Source organism: Krasilnikovia sp. MM14-A1259 (assembly GCF_047159535.1).
GTDB lineage: Bacteria > Actinomycetota > Actinomycetes > Mycobacteriales > Micromonosporaceae > Actinoplanes.
In genome coordinates this window covers 6539249-6556187 of record NZ_BAAGAJ010000002.1, presented here as the reverse complement: position 1 = coordinate 6556187, position 16939 = coordinate 6539249, and the positions used below count along the sequence as shown (strand labels likewise).

Annotated in this window: 18 protein-coding genes; 4 read left to right on the top strand and 14 right to left on the bottom strand. The window is 72.1% G+C overall.

Going from position 1 to position 16939, the window contains the following annotated elements; genetic code table 11:
• Positions 1 to 65: 65 nt before the first annotated feature.
• The 3 genes from ACMCNK_RS29835 to ACMCNK_RS29825 all read right to left on the bottom strand — a co-directional run bounded on the left by ACMCNK_RS29835 (position 66) and on the right by ACMCNK_RS29825 (position 2512).
• Complete coding sequence (locus ACMCNK_RS29835; RefSeq protein WP_412739666.1) at positions 66 to 1487, bottom strand: hypothetical protein; 1422 nt, start codon at positions 1485 to 1487, stop codon at positions 66 to 68.
• 162 nt (positions 1488 to 1649) lie between these two features.
• Positions 1650 to 2144, bottom strand: coding sequence for an SRPBCC family protein (locus ACMCNK_RS29830; RefSeq protein ID WP_412739665.1), 495 nt, complete (start codon positions 2142 to 2144; stop codon positions 1650 to 1652).
• Entirely contained in the window at positions 2141 to 2512 is a 372-nt protein-coding gene (locus ACMCNK_RS29825; protein WP_412739664.1) for an ArsR/SmtB family transcription factor, read from the bottom strand. The genes ACMCNK_RS29830 and ACMCNK_RS29825 overlap by 4 nt, the downstream gene beginning before the upstream one ends.
• Before the next feature lie 191 nt (positions 2513 to 2703).
• On the opposite strand from ACMCNK_RS29825, the gene ACMCNK_RS29820 reads away from it, so the two are divergent.
• A complete protein-coding gene (locus ACMCNK_RS29820) occupies positions 2704 to 3624 on the top strand; it encodes a carbonic anhydrase family protein (protein ID WP_412739663.1) in 921 nt (306 codons plus the stop codon).
• A gap of 131 nt (positions 3625 to 3755) precedes the next feature.
• On the opposite strand, the gene ACMCNK_RS29815 is transcribed toward ACMCNK_RS29820, so the two are convergent.
• The 6 genes from ACMCNK_RS29815 to ACMCNK_RS29790 form a co-directional block, all read right to left on the bottom strand.
• Entirely contained in the window at positions 3756 to 5648 is a 1893-nt protein-coding gene (locus tag ACMCNK_RS29815) for an adenylyl cyclase (protein ID WP_412739662.1), read from the bottom strand.
• A 221-nt stretch (positions 5649 to 5869) separates the two neighbouring features.
• Entirely contained in the window at positions 5870 to 6100 is a 231-nt protein-coding gene (locus ACMCNK_RS29810; protein WP_412739661.1) for a helix-turn-helix domain-containing protein, read from the bottom strand.
• Entirely contained in the window at positions 6100 to 6708 is a 609-nt protein-coding gene (locus ACMCNK_RS29805; RefSeq protein ID WP_412739660.1) for a hypothetical protein, read from the bottom strand. Before ACMCNK_RS29805 ends, ACMCNK_RS29810 begins: the two co-directional genes overlap by 1 nt.
• 105 nt (positions 6709 to 6813) lie before the next feature.
• Positions 6814 to 7338, bottom strand: coding sequence for an SRPBCC domain-containing protein (locus ACMCNK_RS29800; protein WP_412739659.1), 525 nt, complete (start codon positions 7336 to 7338; stop codon positions 6814 to 6816).
• Positions 7335 to 7655, bottom strand: a complete 321-nt coding sequence (locus ACMCNK_RS29795) for an ArsR/SmtB family transcription factor (RefSeq protein ID WP_412739658.1) — start codon at positions 7653 to 7655, stop codon at positions 7335 to 7337. Before ACMCNK_RS29795 ends, ACMCNK_RS29800 begins: the two co-directional genes overlap by 4 nt.
• Positions 7656 to 7746: 91 nt before the next feature.
• Positions 7747 to 8397 carry a DNA-directed RNA polymerase II gene (locus ACMCNK_RS29790; RefSeq protein ID WP_412739657.1) on the bottom strand — a complete coding sequence of 217 codons (651 nt, stop codon included), beginning with the start codon at positions 8395 to 8397 and terminating at the stop codon, positions 7747 to 7749.
• A gap of 124 nt (positions 8398 to 8521) precedes the next feature.
• Between ACMCNK_RS29790 and ACMCNK_RS29785 the strand changes: the two genes are divergently transcribed.
• Both ACMCNK_RS29785 and ACMCNK_RS29780 read left to right on the top strand, forming a co-directional pair.
• Entirely contained in the window at positions 8522 to 9790 is a 1269-nt protein-coding gene (locus ACMCNK_RS29785; RefSeq protein WP_412739656.1) for a GNAT family N-acetyltransferase, read from the top strand.
• Positions 9791 to 9817: 27 nt separating this feature from the next.
• Positions 9818 to 10342 carry a hypothetical protein gene (locus ACMCNK_RS29780; RefSeq protein WP_412739655.1) on the top strand — a complete coding sequence of 175 codons (525 nt, stop codon included), beginning with the start codon at positions 9818 to 9820 and terminating at the stop codon, positions 10340 to 10342.
• Between the two features lie 163 nt (positions 10343 to 10505).
• Here ACMCNK_RS29780 and ACMCNK_RS29775 read toward each other — a convergent pair whose 3' ends face one another.
• The 5 genes from ACMCNK_RS29775 to ACMCNK_RS29755 all read right to left on the bottom strand — a co-directional run bounded on the left by ACMCNK_RS29775 (position 10506) and on the right by ACMCNK_RS29755 (position 14135).
• Positions 10506 to 10985, bottom strand: coding sequence for a ribose-5-phosphate isomerase (locus tag ACMCNK_RS29775; protein ID WP_412739654.1), 480 nt, complete (start codon positions 10983 to 10985; stop codon positions 10506 to 10508).
• 24 nt (positions 10986 to 11009) lie between these two features.
• Positions 11010 to 11930 (bottom strand): alpha/beta hydrolase, encoded by a 921-nt coding sequence (locus tag ACMCNK_RS29770; protein ID WP_412739653.1) that lies wholly within the window; start codon positions 11928 to 11930, stop codon positions 11010 to 11012.
• Between the two features lie 15 nt (positions 11931 to 11945).
• Positions 11946 to 13136, bottom strand: a complete 1191-nt coding sequence (locus ACMCNK_RS29765) for a DUF1015 family protein (RefSeq protein ID WP_412739652.1) — start codon at positions 13134 to 13136, stop codon at positions 11946 to 11948.
• A 29-nt stretch (positions 13137 to 13165) separates the two neighbouring features.
• Positions 13166 to 13444 carry a hypothetical protein gene (locus tag ACMCNK_RS29760; protein WP_412739651.1) on the bottom strand — a complete coding sequence of 93 codons (279 nt, stop codon included), beginning with the start codon at positions 13442 to 13444 and terminating at the stop codon, positions 13166 to 13168.
• Positions 13445 to 13508: 64 nt separating this feature from the next.
• Entirely contained in the window at positions 13509 to 14135 is a 627-nt protein-coding gene (locus ACMCNK_RS29755; RefSeq protein WP_412739650.1) for a DsbA family protein, read from the bottom strand.
• Between the two features lie 170 nt (positions 14136 to 14305).
• On the opposite strand from ACMCNK_RS29755, the gene pepN reads away from it, so the two are divergent.
• On the top strand, positions 14306 to 16879 hold the full coding sequence (gene pepN / locus ACMCNK_RS29750) for an aminopeptidase N (protein ID WP_412739649.1): 2574 nt from the start codon (positions 14306 to 14308) through the stop codon (positions 16877 to 16879).
• Positions 16880 to 16939: the final 60 nt, after the last annotated feature.

Below are 16939 nucleotides of genomic sequence, written 5' to 3'. Positions count from 1 at the left end.
CCAGGGCCTCGTGTTCGGGGCCGCGCGGAACGGTACCAACACCGTACGACTTCCGGCGCGGATGGTCAGCCCTGAGCGGTGTGGTCGTCCCGTCCGGGCGCCGACGCGGCGATTCCGCCCAGCGGGTTGGTGCCGGCCGCGGCCAGCAGGTACCAGGCGGTCGCGGCGACGTGCGCGTACGGGAAGTAGCCGGAGTCCACGAACCCGACATGCAGCGGGCTGGTCGCGGCGAGCAGACCGCCGCCCGGCGGCAGGAGGCTTCCGTCGACCGTCTGGCCCGCGCCGAGCCGGGCCTGCGCGGCGATCAAGGTCCGCAACGGGCCGGCCACCTGCGCCGCCCCGAGCGGGGACAGCCGCACCGCGAGCGCGTACTGGGCGGTGCCCTCCAGCCACACCGCGTCCGGGTCGGGCCGGGGCAGCCCGGGCTCGATCGGGACGGTCGGGTCGGCCGTACGGGAAGCGGACGACACCGTTACGCCGGTGAAGCTGCTGCCCGGAGCCACGGCGCTGTTGGGCGATCGTGCGGAGTCGGTGACGCTCAGCCGGCGCTCGACCGTGTCCAGGCAGCCGACCTGGTCGAGATCCGACAGTGCCAGCCAGGCGTGGGTCTGTGCCTCCAGCAGCGTCAGGGACTGCTCGACGGACGCCCCGTCGGGCGCACCGGACGCGAACGCCTGCCGGACCGGGTTCCACATGCGGGCCACGAACCGGGCCGCTTCGGCCCGCGCGGCCAGCCACGTCCGGTCGCCGGTCAGCTCGGCGAGCTGCGTGAACAGCGCGACCAGGTCGGCGTTGTGGGTGGTGGTGACCTGCCGGAAGGCGCCGCCGTCGCGGCCGATGCCCGCGGTGAAACCGCCGAGCGGGCCGGACGAACGGCAGGTCCGCACGATCCACTCGCCGAGCCGGACGGCGCCGCCGAAGAACCGGTCGTCGCCGGTACGCCGGTGCAGCCCGCACAGCGCCAGCGCGGCCCACGCACACTCGCCCGTGCCGGACCCGCTGAACCCGAACGCGCCGCCGACGTTGACCGTGCCGTCGGGCCGCACGAACCCGTACGGCTGGGCCACGCCGCCGCGCGTGTACGGCCCCACGGTGTACGCCTGCCGCAGCCGGCCGTCGGAGTACTGCGGGTCGTGTTGCTGGGCGTAGACCAATGACTGCCCGAGCAGCCGGGCCTGATCGTCGGACTCGGGACGGTCGTCGTCCAGGAATGCCAGGGTCGCCAGCGCGGCGTCGTAGGTGAATCCGGTCGTGAACAGCCCGATCTGGTCGGCGTACGACTGGGGCAGCCGCAGCTCGCCGGACTGGCCGTGGGCCGCCGTCATCGCGTCCAGGAACCGCAGCGCGCGCCCGCGTGCCGCCACCGGGACCACCGGCGGCGGCGCGGCATCGGCCCGGCCCGGCGCCGCATCGGCCCGGCCCGGTGCCAGGACGGCCCCGGTCAGCGCGGCGCCGCCGACACCGGTCAACAACGCCCGCCGGCTCACGGCCGGCCCCGCACCGTTCACGTACTCCCCCGTCGGTCCCGGTCGGCGTCCGGTCGGATGCCGGTTCCTCCCCATCCCTACCGGAACCGGGTCCGCGGCGAGCCGGGAATCGGGGAATCCGCGGCCGCCGCCGCGCCCGGGTCGGCGTGTTTGCGGCAGCGCTCAGCGCAGGGCGCCGGCGAGCACCTCGTCGATCTGGCCCATGGCCAGGCGCATGCCTTCCTCCATGCCCATGGCCAGCATCTTCTCCAGTTGCTCCGGGTTGGCGAACGTGGTGAGCGTCGTCATCCGCGTGCCCGCGCCCGCGGTTTCGAGCGTCACGACCATGTGGACGGTGTCGGCGGGGTCCACCGGTTCCCCGGTGTCGTCGGCGAAGCCGTCGTCGAATTCCAGCCGGTGCGGCTCGTCGATGGCGGTGATCGTCCACCAGCCGCGCGCCTTCTGCCCCTCCGGCCCGGTCATGTAGTAGCGGGACTGGCCGCCGACGACGAACTCGTGCCGGTCGAACGTGGCCGGCCACGTCGGCGGCCCCCACCACCGCTCAAGCCGGCGCGGGTCCTGCCAGACCTGCCACACCTGGGCGATGCCCGCGTCGAACTCGGCGACGAACGTGAGCGTCAGGGCTTCGACGTCCTTGTGTGTGCTGATCACGGTCACGGGTTTGCTTCCTTTCGCTGATCTTCGGCCAGGATTTGTTCGATGCCGCGGGCCCGGTGCGCCCACAGCCGTTCGTACGCGCTGAGCAGCCGGGCGGCCCGGCGCAGCACGGCCATGTCCACGTGCACCACCTGCTCCCTGCCGCGTTTCTGCTTGACCACGAGGGCGGCCTTTTCCAGCACCGCCACGTGCTTCTGCACCGCCGCGAGGCTCATCGGGTAGTGCCGGGCGAGCGCGGAGACGGACTGCTCGGCCCGGATCGCCCGGACGAGGATGTCGCGGCGGGTGGTGTCCGCCAGGGCGTGGAAGACGCGATCGGCGCCTTCGGGGCCGAGTTCGTCGAGCACGTCCGTTCGATCTACAACCATATGGTTGTAGATTAGTGGCACCGGGCGCCCGGTGCAAGCGCTTCGGCCGGATGGCCTGGTCACGGCGTGCACTCCCGGGGCTTACCCACGGATGGCGTAGATCATGAGATGGCATGTCGGCGCGTTCCCCGGATGCCACAGACTCGGTCGCAGTGACGGCCCGGTCCCGCAGTGTCCACGGAAGGAAGCCGATGAGCCGACATCTGTCCCGGCGCGCCCGCCGCTCCGTACTCGCTGCCTGGGCCGCGGGGCTGGCCGCGGCCCTCGCCGCGGCGCCGGTCCCGATCGCCGCCGCGGCGGCCGGCGCATCCACATCCGCCGCCGCGGCGGCCGGGCCGGCCACCGTCCCGGCCTGGACCCACGATCCGGCCCGGACCGACGGACCGGCACACTGGGCCTCGCTCACGCCCGACTGGGCGGCCTGCGGCGGCGAGGGCGACCAGTCACCGGTCGCGCTCGGCAACGGACGGCGCGCGGCACTGCCGGAACTGCGGGCCGACTACCCGCGCGTGCCGCTCGTCGTCGAGAACACCGGCCACGTCGTCGAGGTGCCGCAACCGGACGGCGCACAGGGCACGCTGCGCTTCGGCGGGACCACCTACCGCCTCGTGCAGTGGCATGTCCACGTACCCAGCGAGCACGTCCTGAACGGCCACCGGTACGCCATGGAGATCCACCTGGTGCACCGCGACAGCAACGGGGCGACCGCGGTGCTGGCCGTGCTCGCGGACGTCGCCCGGCCCGGCGGCTACCCGCTCGGCGGCACCGCCGGCCTGCTGCGCCGCACGGCGCGCGCCGCCCCGGCGGCCGCGGGCACCGAGACGGACACCGGCACCACGGCGAGCGCCGCCGACCTGCTGCCCACGGGCACCGGGCGCCCCACGGACGGCGCGGTCGTGACCCGATATCTCACGTACGGCGGCTCGCTGACCACCCCGCCCTGCACCACCGGGGTGCGCTGGATCGTCCTACCCACGCCCGTACTCGTCGGCGCGGGCACGGTCGAGCGGCTGCACGCCGTGGTGGCCGGATTCCCCGGCTACGACGGCTACCCGGACAACAACCGCCCGCTCCAGCCACTGGGCTCCCGCGAGGTGCTCCGCCGCGGCTGAGCTGGGGCCGCCCCCGTCCCGGCCGCATGACGGCGGGCCGGAAGGCACGCGGGCCGGAAGGCACGGCCGGCAGGCCGGACATACGACGGCGGACCGGAGCTGCCCGGCTCCGGCCCGCCGTCGCGGCGCGGTCAGGACGCCGGGTAGTCCACGACGTACACCGGCTGCCCGACCTTGGTGGTGTCGGCCGGGCCGCCGACACCGTTGACCACGTGGTCGATCGTGCCCGCGCTGAGGTTGACCGTCATGATGTGGTGCAGCTTCACGCCCGGGGTCGCGGGCACCTCAAACCCGTTCGCGGTGTGGATCGACGGGTTGTTCTGGTTGAAGACGTACACCCCGGCGCCGTAGAGCCGGTGGGTCTTCACCCGCGTGCCGACCTTGTACGCGGCATAGCCCGGGACGTTGCCGTTCATCCAGTCCGCTTGCGTCGGCGGGTCGTACGGCAGCTCGTTCTGGTACAGCACCGTGGTGCCCTGCTCGCCGTTCCACACCGTGTTGTACTGCTGGAAGTGCTCGACGAACAGGCCCGTCGCGGTGACGTTGTCGCCGTTGACGACGACGCCGGTCCGGCCGATGTTGGTGTGCCAGCGCTGGGTGTCGGTGAGACCCTCGACACCGTGGTCGGCCCGCCATACCCAGGTGTGGTCGATGAGCACGTTGTCGCTGTTCACCTCCAGCGCGGTGTCGGCCTTGCCGATGTGCGGGCCGCCGACGCGGAAGTACACGTCGGACAGTGTGGTCGGGTCCGCCACCGTGCTCCAGCCGTGGCCGCGGCGTGCACCGACCTGCAGCAGCACCGGCGACTCCTCGGTGCCCGCGTCGACCGTGACACCCGCGACGATCACACCGGGTACGTCCGCGACCCGCAGCGGAACCGCACCGCCGACCGCGGTCAGCGTGGCGTGCCCGAGACCCAGCACGACCGTGTCGGGCCGCGCGACCTCGATGCTGCGGTCGATGTCGTAGACGCCGGGGGTCAGCAGCAGATTCTTGCCGCGGGCGAGCTCGCGATTGATCCGCTGCACGGAGTCCGACGGGCGGGCCACGAAGAAGTCACTCAGCGGCAGGGTATGCCCGACGGTCAGGCCGTTGGCCCACGAGACCCCCTGCGTGTTGCGGCGCGCCGACGGCACCCGGACCTGGTAGCGGCCCGCGCCGTCCACGAACAGGTACGGCTTCTCCCGGCTCACCGGCGTGGTGGCGAGCGTCGTGTACGGCGGGTTCGGGAATCCCGCCTCCGCGGGCGCGCCGACCACGCCGGAGAAGACCTGGTTCCACACCCCGTTCGACCAGCCTGCCACCTCGCTGTTGCGGGTGATCCACTGCTGCTGGGAGCCGCTGACCACGAACGGCAGCCGGGAGTCGGCGATGAAGCCGCCGCTGGCGTACTGCGGTCCGGCGGTGCAGTAGTCCATCAGCGACAGGTTCGCGCCGGTGATGTTGAGCCGGCGCAACGACACCGCCTGGGACACGGCCCAGAAGTCGGCCGACCCGCGGCAACCGTCCTGGCCGGCCGCGTTCACGGCGATGGACAGGTTGGACAGGGTGCGCCAGAAGTTCACCAGTGCGAGGCAGTTGCTCGTGCCGCCGTTCTCCAGGCACCGGTTGTAGACCTCGACCTTGCCGTTGATCACCACGTCGGTGGGTGACGCGCCCAGACCGGCGATCTCCGTGTAGTACCCGACCCGGACTTGCAACGGGTGCTCGGTGGTGCCGTACGTGCCGGGCTTGAACAGGAACGCGTAGCGGGCGGTGCCCATCTCGTTGTCGACCTGCTTGGCGTACGCGGCGTCGAGCGCGGCCTGGATGTCGCCGACCGGCATGCCGGGGTCGAAGACGGTGACGTTCGCGCCGAGGCCGGACGAGTGGGCCGGGCCGGGCGGAGCGGCACCGGCGGCGGCCGGTCCGGTCATCGCCGCGGCGAGGATGAGCCCGAGGCTCAGTGCCAGCGCGCGCCCGCGGGACCGGTTGCCGGGCCGCTGCGGGCGGGCATCTGGGCGCCCATGGCGGTGGGTCGTCATGCGATGCAGTCCTCTCGGTAACAAGCCCTTAATGAGTTGCATCACAGCAAAGCAGCCGCGCCGCCCGGAGCGTCAAGAGAACGGCATGGATAGGAGACGGTCGGTCAATCGATAGAAGCCACTGGTGCAACCGGTTCCGGGAAAACGCTCTCCGAACGCTGGAACCGGTTCCGGAATCATGTGCCGGGACCGCTTCCGCCAGACGCCGGGAAGGCGAGGGGTCACCGCTCGCCGACGCGGACGGTCAGAAGATCGCCCGGCTGGCAGTCCAGGACCTCGCAGAGGGCGGTCAACGTGCTGAACCGGATCGCCCGGGCCCGCCCGTTCTTGAGTACGGACAGGTTCGCGAGCGTGAGCCCGACCCGGTCGGCCAGCTCCGTGAGGGTCAGCCCGCGGGCGGCGAGCAGCCGGTCGAGGTGGATCTCGACCCGGTGCTCCTCCTCCGGCGGCATCAGATCACCTCGTCGAGTTCTGCACGCAGCGTGCACCCGTACGCGATCACCTGGGCGAATCCGAGCACCATCAGACCCGGCAGCAGCCACCAGAGGTGGACGAGCCAGTCGACGCCGGTGAACGGGTGACCGTGCGGCAGTGCGGTGCGGTACAGCGCGAGCGCCGCGGCGGCTCGGACCACCTCGGCGAGCACCCCGCCCACGAGAATCACCGCGCCGAGACGGCGCAGCCCGTGGGCCATCTCCACGGTGAACGGGTGCAGGCCGGCGGCCCGGTCGACCAGGCGCCGGGCGAAGATCGCCATGCCGAGTGCAGCGACGGCGACCGGAAGCCCGTTGGCCAACGGGGCGAGCACCGCCTGCAGCAGGGTCGGGTCCGACACGGACACCTGGACCGACCACGGGTGCAGGTGCAGGTTCGCCTGCTGCAGGACGTACGGCTGGGGGCCGTAGACGTCCTCGACGGGCACCGGGAAATGCCCGAAGAACTGGCGGTCCCACACGGCCAGGAGCGCGTTGATCAGCACCAGCACGTTGCCGGTGATCATGAGGGTGAGCAGGACCCGGATGCCGCGCAGGGGCCGGCGTCGGCGGACGGTGGTGGACAACGAAGCTCCTTATCGTTTATCGATGTATTGATAATCGATAAGAAGGTGCGCGATGTCAACCCGGACAGGTGCGCGGCTCCGGGGCCGCGCACCTGCGGCCACCGCTCAGCCGGTGAAGTTCGCGCCGGTCTCCAGCAGCGTCTTGAGGTCGCTGAGGATCCAGGCCCAGCCGCCGCCCGCGCCCGAATCCTCGGTGCCCGCGACCATCGCGGCCGTGGCGGGGGCGCTGGTCAGCTCGTGGGTCACGGTCAGCTTGCAGACCCCGGCCTGCATCTTGGCGTCCTCGATCTCGAAGGTGAGCCGGGTGAACGGCTCGGCCGCGGTGGTCGGATCCATGAGCATCCGCCACGTCTGCACGAGCCGCCGCGGCGGGTCACACTCGATCACCTCGCCGTCGAGGATCGTGTCCGGCACGTCGAAGCCGTTGGCAGTGGCGAAATCCTTCATGTCCTTGGTGGCCGACGAGTGGAAGGCGCCTCCCGGCTTGAGCTCGTAGAAGCTGGGCGCCTGGTAGCCGTAGCGGGCGTTCCACTCCGGATCCGTGATCGCGGCCCAGATCCGCTCGGGGGCCGCCTTGATCCAGACCCGGTAGACCTGGGTCGCCGTAGCGGTGACGGTGTCGGTGGTCATGTTTCCTCCTCCAACGCATTCTTCAGATCGACGAGCGCCGTCACGTGACGCTCGGTGTACTTGTCGATCCACCGGTCGTGGATCAGTCGGATGGGCACGGGATTGAGGAAGTGCAGCTTCTCCCGCCCGGAACGGCGAACGACGACCAGACCGGCCTCCTCCAGCACCCTGAGGTGCTTGGCGACGCCGAAACGGGTCATCTCCAGCTCGGACTCCAGCTCGGTGAGCGTGCGGCCCTCACGGGCGAACAGCAGGTCGAGCAGGAAACGACGGGTGGGGTCGGCCAGGGCCTTGAACACCCGATCGTCGTCCGTCATGACCCAAAGTTATGTGACCAAAAGGTCACATGTCAAGGTCGCAAAAACCCCTCGGGTGGATCCCGAGGGGTCAGCGGTCAGCCGGCGGAGATCACTTGAGGTGGCCGACGACCCAGTGGAAGCTGCTCATCACCCAATCCGTCTGCTGCAGGTGCGCGATCCCCACCCCGACCAGGAACAGCGCCGCCACCAGGTGCGAACCCTTCGCGGTACGGCGTACCCGGCCGAACTGGCGCTCCAGCACGAGCCCGCCGACGAACCGTGCCAGCGCGAACAGGCCCGCCGCGACCACGACACTCAGCACGAACACGATGATCGGCACGGTCATCGACTTCTTGCCGCCCGAGGAGATCGCCCAGACCCCCCAGCAGACGAACGCGAACAGCAACGCCGCGGTGCTCCATTCGCTGCCCCGGCGCAGCTGCTTCAGATGCCAGCCCATGGGATGACGCTCATGCGGCGCCTCAGCGCCCGGCCAGCCCGTACCGGTCGCCTCGTGCTCGGCGAACGGCCTCGTCCGCGGATTCGGATTGACCTGCGCCCGGCCCCGCGAGAACGGGTGCGCATCGGGCTGACCCGGGAGCTGGCCGCCCGCGACACCCGGCGGGACCGCCTGGGTGGCGAACGCATCACCGTGAACGACACCCGGCGAGGTCGGCTGCGAAGCGGTCGGCGGCTCCGCCCAAGGGTCCTGCGGCGGCATGTCGAGGGTCCGTTCCGACCACCGCGGTTGGTCCGGCATCATGCTCCCTTCCCTGGGCCCAGCGCCCGCTGCTGCGGCCATCGCGCTCGTCGTTGCTGCCATCGAGAGTAACGAGCCCGCAAATAGCTCGCCGCCGCGCGCGCCGTCCGTTACACAGAAGGCCATGGACGGTGCGGGAATTCAGCTCAGGATCGGCAGCGCGGACGACTGGGACGCGATCACGGACCTGATGGGCCAGGTCTTCCACGAAACCTGGGCGCCGACGGCCCGCGACGTCGAGGGATCGATCTTCGAGCCGGAACGCTCCCTGGTCGCCGACGACGGCGGGCTCGTGGTGGGGCACGCGGCGGCGTACACCCGTGATCTGACCGTGCCCGGCGCGGTGGTCCCGGCCGCGCACATCACCCTGGTCGGCGTGGCACCGGCCCACCGGCGCCGCGGCCTTCTCACCCGCATGATGCACCGGCAGCTCCACGAGATCGCCGCCGCCGGGCGCGAGGCGGTCGCGGTCCTGTGGGCCAGCGAGGGCAAGATCTACCCCAGATTCGGGTACGGCCTGGCCGCCCAGCAGTTGCGAATCGACGTCCGGACCCGCGAGATCAGCCTGCGCGAACCGGCACCGGGCCGGCCGCCGCACACGCCCGCCGGCGACCCGGCACAGGGCGCCCGCCTGCGCCTGGTCCGGCCGGCCGAGGCGATCGCCGACCTGGCCAAGGTGTACGAGCAGCTCCGCCCCGACCGCCCCGGCTGGTCCAGCCGCGACGACCGGTGGTGGAGGTACGTGCTCGCCGACCTGGAGTCCCAGCGCAACGGCGCAACCCCGCTGTCCGGCGTGGTCCACGACACCGCGGACGGCCCCACCGGCTACGCCCTGTGGCGCACGTTGTCCCGCTGGGACCGTGGCGGCCCCGACGGCGAGGTACGGGTCCGCGAGGTGGTCGCCACCGACCCGGCCACGTACGCGGCGCTGTGGCGCTTCCTGCTCACCATCGACCTCACCCGCTCGGCCACGGCCGGCCTTCTCGCCCTCGACGAGCCGTTGCTGCACCTGGTCGACGAGCCCCGGCGGCTCGGCAGCCGGATCTCCGACGCGCTGTGGGTCCGCCTGATCGACGTGCCACGCGCGCTGGCCGCCCGCCGGTACGCCCGTGACGTCGACGTGGTGATCGAAGTGACCGATGTCCTGCTACCCGCCAACGCGGGCCGCTGGCGGCTCACCGCGGGGCCCGGCGGCGCCACGTGCACGCCCACCGACGACCCGGCCGACCTGTCCTGCACCGTCCTGGAACTGGGCGCCGCGTACCTGGGTGGGCCGTCGCTGGCCGCCCTGGGCTCCGCGGGCCGCGTCCGGGAACTGACGCCGGGGGCGCTGGCGGTGGCCTCCACCGCGTTCGGCTGGCATCGGCTGCCGCACGCCACCGAGATGTTCTGAGTGGCGCGCGGCGGTAGGTTCGGCGCCATGGGCGAAACCGAGCGCCGACGCCGCCGCGTGCGTCCCCCGTCGTCCGCTGCCGCTGCCGATCCTGCCGACGATCCTGTCGACGCAGCCGACGATCCTGTCGACGCAGCCGCCGCGGCCGGAAGCGGGCCGAAACCGGCTGCCACCGGCGGGGCCAAGCCGCCTGCCCGAAGCGGGCCGAAACCGGCTGCCACGGGCGGGGCCAAGCCGCCTGCCCGAAGCGGGCCGAGACCGGCTGCCACGGGCGGGGCCAGGCCGGCTGCCGGGAGCGGGGCCAGGCCGGGGCCGCCCGGCGCGGGCGTCCGGCCCACCTCGGGCGCGGGTGCGGGCGGTGCGGACGACCGCGAGTCCGAGCGGGGCCTGCGCGGGCTGGTCGGCTCCGGTTCGTCCCAGGTCAGCCTGAGTGCGGCGCTCCGGGCGCGGGACGCCGCCCGCCCGACCGAGGAGCAGCTGGCCGAGGCGGACACCGGCCTGCCGATCGTGCGGCGCCACTGGACGCCCCGCGAGGACCTGCCGCGCCGCTGACCCACCACCCGGGCGCGCAAGCTCCACGATCGTGAACACGGTCGCGATGAGCAGCCGAGCGCAGCATCCGCGTACAGATCACCGGACGGACTCATGCCGTTCGGATCAGACCGGCCCGGCCAGAACGGCGCGGGACCGGCGGCCCCGGTCGAAGCCGGCCCGGTCAGGCCGGCGGCGTCGGCAGGGGCGGCAGCTCCCGGGTGCGCTCGTACTCCGCGAGCTGAGCGATGCGACGGATGTGCCGCTTGTCCTCCGAGAACGAGGTGCTCAGGAACGCGTCCGCAAACGTGGCCGCCTCGTCCAGGGTGTGCTGACGCGCGCCGATGGCCAGCACGTTCGCGTCGTTGTGCTGCCGGGCGAGCTGGGCGATCTCCACCTTCCACGCCAGCGCCGACCGCACCCCCTCGATCTTGTTGGCGGCGATCTGCTCGCCATTGCCGGAACCGCCGATGACGATGCCGAGGCTGCCCGGGTCGGCCACCACCTGGGCACCGGTCCGCAGGCAGAACGGCGGGTAGTCGTCGTCGGGGTCGTACCCGTGCGGGCCCACGTCGATGACCTCGTGGCCCTGCTTGGACAGGTGGTTGACGAGGTGGTTCTTCAGCTCGTAGCCGGCATGGTCGGAACCCAGATAGACGCGCATGACCCGCAGTCTGTCAAACCGGGCTCAGAACGTCAGCGCGGCCCGCAGGGTGACGGCGATGTGATCCGCAGCGCATCGAGCCGCATCGAAGACCGCGAGTTTGCGCGCGAAGCCGTGGTTGACCCCGGCGTACCGGACGTGCACCACGGGGACACCGGCGGCCAGCAGCGCGTCCGCGTACTCGGCGCCCTCGTCGCGCAGCACGTCGTACTCGGCGGTGATCAGCAGGGTCGGGGGCATGCCGGCCAGATCCTTCGCCGCCAGCGGCGCGACGTCGGGGCCGTATCGGGTGAGCGGGTCGGGCGCGAACGTCTCCCACGCCAGCCGCATCGAGGCGCGGTCCAGGCCGTACCCGCCGACCTGTTCGTACGATTCCGACGCGGTCATCGGATCGATGGCCGGGTAGATGAGCACCTGGTGGTCGAGCGGGGTGCCCGCGTCCCGCTGACGCCGGGCGGCGATCGTGGCGAGCTGACCGCCGGCGCTGTCGCCGCCGATCGCCACCCGGGAAGGGTCGACGCCGAGACCCTCACCCTCGGTACGGACGAAGCCCAGCACCGTCTCGACATCCTGCAGGGCGGCCGGGAAGACGTGCTCGGGGGCCAGCCGGTAGTCCACGGAGAGCACCGCGCAGCCGGAACGGTCGGCGATGCGACGGCACAGCCGGTCGACGGTCTCCACGCTGCCGTACGTCCAGCCGCCGCCGTGCAGGTAGACGAACACCGGGGCGCCGTGCCGGTTCGCGTACAACCGGCAGGGGACCCCGGCGGCGTCCACGTCGGAAACCACGGGCAGCGGGATCGCGGGGCCGCACTCGGCCTCGTTCGCCTCCTCCATCGCGGAACGGACGAACCGCAGCAGAGCCATCGGGTCCGCGGCGAGGGCGTCCGCGGGCGGGCGGCGCCGCATCCGCAGCGACTGTTCGACCTGCGGGTGCAGTCCCATCGGCCGGCGCCCCCGTCAGCCCAGCTCGGCCAGGACCAGGCCGGCCCGCGCCTTGGGAGTGAACCAGGTGCTCTTGCGCGGCAGCTTCTGGCGGGCCAGGTTGACCGCCACGAAGTCCTCGACGGTCACCGGGGCGACCAGCACCGCCAGCTCGGCGCGGCCCGCGTCGACCTCGCCGCGCAGCCACTGCGCGGAGTAGTCGCCGCCCACGTACGAGATGCGCTTGTCGCCCGGGTCGAGGCCCAGCACGTCGCGCAGCAGAACCCGCTCGACCAGGGCGTGGTCCAGGTTGTCGACCGCGGACTCTCCGGCCGACGACGGCAACACCACCGCGTACGAGCGGCCCTGCGCGTACAGCTCGATCGCGCCCTTGGCGGGCACCGCCGCGGGGCGCGGCAGCTCTTCGACCTGCGCCCCGGCCGCGCGCAACGCGGGCACGAAGTCGGCCGCGGGCAGCTCGCTGACCAGCCGGTTGTACGGCTGGATGGCGACCGAGGCCGGGGTCGTGACCACCGCGAGGAAACGTGTCAGCCCCCCGGTCTGCGCGGCGAGGCTGCGGTGGTTGCCGTCCGCGACGACCAGCTCGCCGCCGCCGGCCAGCCCGGTCAGCTCGTCCTGCAGGGGGCCCGCGGGGACGACCCAGATGGCGTGGGTACGGCCGCTCTGGTCGGTGTCGGACGCGGCGGGCTCGCCGGCCGCGTCGGCGGCTGCCGCGAGCGCGGTGTGCAGTTGCTCGCCCCGCCCGGTCTGCAGCAGCAGGACCGGCGACAGCAGGGTACGCAGCGTCTCCGCGAGGGCCACCCGCTCGCGCACCTTGGCGATGAAGACGTCCTCGTTGCGGATCACCAGGCCGGGCTCGTCCGCGGCGGTGGAGATCTGGTCCGTGTCGACCATGGCCCACAGCCCGTACGCGGCGGGCTCGCCGGGGGCGGTGATCCGGTACAGCACCACGACCTGGTCGGCAGCGGTGTAGCCGCCGCGGGCCTGCTCGGCGGCGAGCCGTGCCGTCGCGTCCGGCAGCGCGTCGGTGAACGACTTGCCGAGCGAGTCGGGCGCCCGGTGCGGCATCTCGACCGCGAGCGCGCTGTGCGGGTTCGCGGCGATGATCGCGGTGATCTCGGCGTCGTCGGCGAACTCGTCGTAGTTCTGCGCGCCGGTGCCGCCAGTGGTGATCCAGGCCCGGCTGATCGGGTGCACGACCGTCATGGCCACGAACCTACCGGCGGCCCGCCCGGTCAGTTCGCGCGGGCTGTACGGCGGTGACGTCCCGGTGCCGAGGCCGGCCGCGGCTGTCCCGGGGCGGCGTGCCGGGGCGCGTCCGGGTCCGGGTCGACCGCCGCCGGGGCCGGTTCGGGGCCGGCCGGGACAGCGTCGGTGCCGACCGGACCGAGCGTGACCACCACGGGCGGGGCCACCATCGCGGCGGCCTCCGGCGGCAGGGTCGGGCACACGCTCGCCCACGCGCTTCGCTGCACAGCGACCGTGATGTGGGCGACGCTGTCGGTCTCGGACATCGGAGCCTCCGGTCGGGTGGGTGGTATCTCCACTCAACGCCGACCGGGGGCTTCCGGTGGTGTTTCAGTCGAAGATCGGACCGATGTCGCGGGAGCGCTTCAGCTCGAAGAAGCCGGGCGTGCCCGCGACCAGCAGCACGCCGTCCCAGAGGCGGCCGGCCGCCTCGCCCTTGGGCGCCGGGGTGACCACGGGGCCGAAGAACGCGACCGTCTCCCCCGCGACCGGGCCCGGGGCGTGGATCACCGGGGTGCCCACGTCCGTGCCCACGGGCTTCATGCCCGCGTCGTGGCTGGTCCGCAACGCGTCGTCGCGGGCGTCGGTGCCCGCCGCCGCGGCCAGCGCCACATCGAGGCCCACCTCCGCCAGGGCCTCGGTGTACAACTTCTCGTCGAGTTCGTATTTCTGCAGGTGGATCCGGGTACCCAGGGCGGTGTAAAGGTCTCGCAGCACCTGCGGGCCGGCGGCTTCGGCGGCGGCGATGCAGACCCGTACGGGCCCCCAGGCCTTGGCCATCAGCTCCTGGTACTGCTCGGGCAGGTCACGCCCGGCGTTGAGCACGGACAGGCTCATCACGTTGAACCGGACGTCGAGGGGACGGACCTTCTCGACCTCCAGCAGCCAGCGGGACGTCATCCACGCCCAGGGACATACCGGGTCGAACCACATGTCAACGGTGGCACGTTCAGTCATGTGTCGATCCTCCACCCTGCGCGTTGGCGGCGTCGTGGAAGATCTCCTCCGCGCTCGGTGAAGTGCGCCACCCAGGGACCGCATAGGGTGTCGTGGAAAACTCGGGTCGGGGGCGTGCTGCCTCCGCCCGCCGCAGCCGCGACAGCCAGCGCTGGGTGCGGAGATTCTGTATGAGGAGAGGCAACGTGGCCGGAGTTCGGAACCTGACCCAGGTGGAGGCTGCAGAGCGGGCGCGCCTGCTCGACATCACCGGGTACGACATCGCATTGGACCTCACCGACGGTTCGGGGAACCCGGGCGAGGACACGTTCCGGTCCACCGCCACGGTCACGTTCCGCTGTTCGGAGCCGGGTGCCACGACATTCATCGAGGTCGCCGCCGTCACCCTGCGTTCCGCGGTGCTGAACGGGACACCGGTCGACACGTCCGACTGGTCGGCCGAGAAGGGCCTCACGCTCACCGGCCTCGCGGCCGAGAACACGCTGGTCGTCGACGCGGACTTCGCGTACTCGGCGAGCGGGCAGGGCGTGCAGCGCAGCCAGGACCCGGTGGACAAGGAGATCTACCTCTACAGCCAGTTCGAGACGGCCGACGCCCAGCGGGCGTACGCCTGCTTCGACCAGCCCGACCTCAAGAGCGTCTTCACGTGGCACGCGACCGTGCCCGCGCACTGGAAGGTCATGTCCAACATGCCGGCGGAGCGCACCGAGCCCGCCGGGCCGGGCGCCAAGACGGTCCATTTCCAGCAATCGGTGCGGATGAGCACGTACATCACCGCGCTGTGCGCGGGGCCGTACCACGAGGTGCGCGACTCGCACGACGGCATCGACCTGGGCGTGTTCTGCCGCGCGTCGATGGCCCAGCACCTGGACGCCGACGACCTGTTCCTCATCACCAAGCAGGGCTTCGACTTCTTCCACGAGCACTTCGGGATGCGCTACCCGCTGCCGAAGTACGACCAGCTGTGGGTGCCCGACTTCAACGCCGGGGCGATGGAGAACTTCGGCTGCGTCACGCACGCCGAGGCGCACTACATCTTCCGTTCCCAGGTCACCGACTACGAGTACGAGCAGCGCGCCAACACGATCCTGCACGAGATGGCGCACATGTGGTTCGGCGACCTGGTCACCATGCGCTGGTGGAACGACCTGTGGCTGAACGAGTCGTTCGCCGAGTGGGCCAGCCACTGGTGCAACACGCAGGCCACCCGGTTCACCGACGCGTGGACGACGTTCCTGTCCATGCGCAAGAACTGGGGCTACCGCCAGGACCAGCTCTCCTCCACCCACCCGGTGTACTGCGAGATGCCGGACCTGGAGGCGGTCGAGGTCAACTTCGACGGCATCACGTACGCCAAGGGCGCCAGCGTCATCAAGCAGCTCGTCGCGTACGTCGGGCTGGACTCGTTCCTGGCCGGGCTGCGCACCTACTTCCAGCGGCACGCGTGGGGCAACGCCACGTTCGACGACCTGCTCACCGAGCTGGAGACGGCCTCGGGCCGGGAGCTGCGCAAGTTCGCCGCCCAGTGGCTGGAGACGGCGCAGGTCAACACGCTGCGCCCGGCGGTGGACATCGCCGCCGACGGCACGTACGCGCGGGTGGTCGTGCAGCAGGAGGCGCCGGCCGCGTACCCGACGCTGCGCACCCACCGCATCGGCGTCGGCCTGTACGACCTCGACGGCGACCGGCTGGTGCGCCGCGAGCTCATCGAGGTCGACGTCAGCGGGGAGCGCACCGAGCTGACCGTGCTCGCCGGCAAGCGGGCCGCGGACGTGCTGCTGCTCAACGACGACGACCTCACGTACGCGAAGCTGCGGCTGGACGAGCGGTCCATGGCCACGGTCGTCCAGCACATCGGCGGCATCGACTCCTCGCTGTCGCGGGCGCTGTGCTGGGCCGCGGCCTGGGACATGGTGCGCGACGCCGAGCTGGCGGCCCGGGACTACGTGGCACTGGCCGCCAGCGGCCTGCCCGCCGAGAACGACATCAACCTGGTCACCGCGACCCTGCGGCAGGCCGCCAGCGCGGTGGCCATGTACGCGGACCCGGCGTGGGCCCCGACCGGCTGGGCGCTGCTGGCCGACACCGCGCGCACGGCCATGGCCGCCGCCGAGCCCGGCAGCGGCTTCCAGCTCGCCTGGACGCGGGCGTTCATCGGTGCGGCGCGCAGCCAGGAGGACCTGGCGACGCTGCGCGGCTGGCTGGACGGGGTCGCGGTGCCCGCGGGGCTGACCGTGGACACGGAGTTGCGCTGGACGCTGCTGCAGGCGCTGACCGCGCAGGGCGCGGCCACCGACGAGCAGATCGAGAACGAGCTCAACGGCGACCGTACGGCCAGCGGTGAGCGGGAGGCCGCGCTCGCCCGGGCGCTGATCCCGACCGCGGAGAGCAAGGCGCAGGTGTGGGCGCGGCTGACCGGGGCGGAGAAGCTGCCCAACTGGCTGCACCGCTCGCTGCTGCAGGGCTTCCAGACGTCCACCCAGGTGGCGCTGACCGCCCCGTACGCGGAGAAGTTCTTCGAGGTGGTCGGCGACGTGTGGGCCCACTCGGACAGTGAGCCGGCGCAGGAGTTCGTGCTGCTGGCGTACCCGGCGTACCAGGTCACCGAGGAGACGGTCGCGAGGACGGACGCCTGGCTGGCCCTCGAGGGGCATCCGCAGTCGCTGCGCCGCCTCGTGGCCGAGGGCCGCGACGGGGTGATCCGGGCCCGCAAGGCCCGCGCCCGGGACACCGGGACTGCCTGACCCGACTTGACGAAGGCGGCCCCGGTTGGGGTCGCCTTCGCGCCGACCACACCCGGCGGC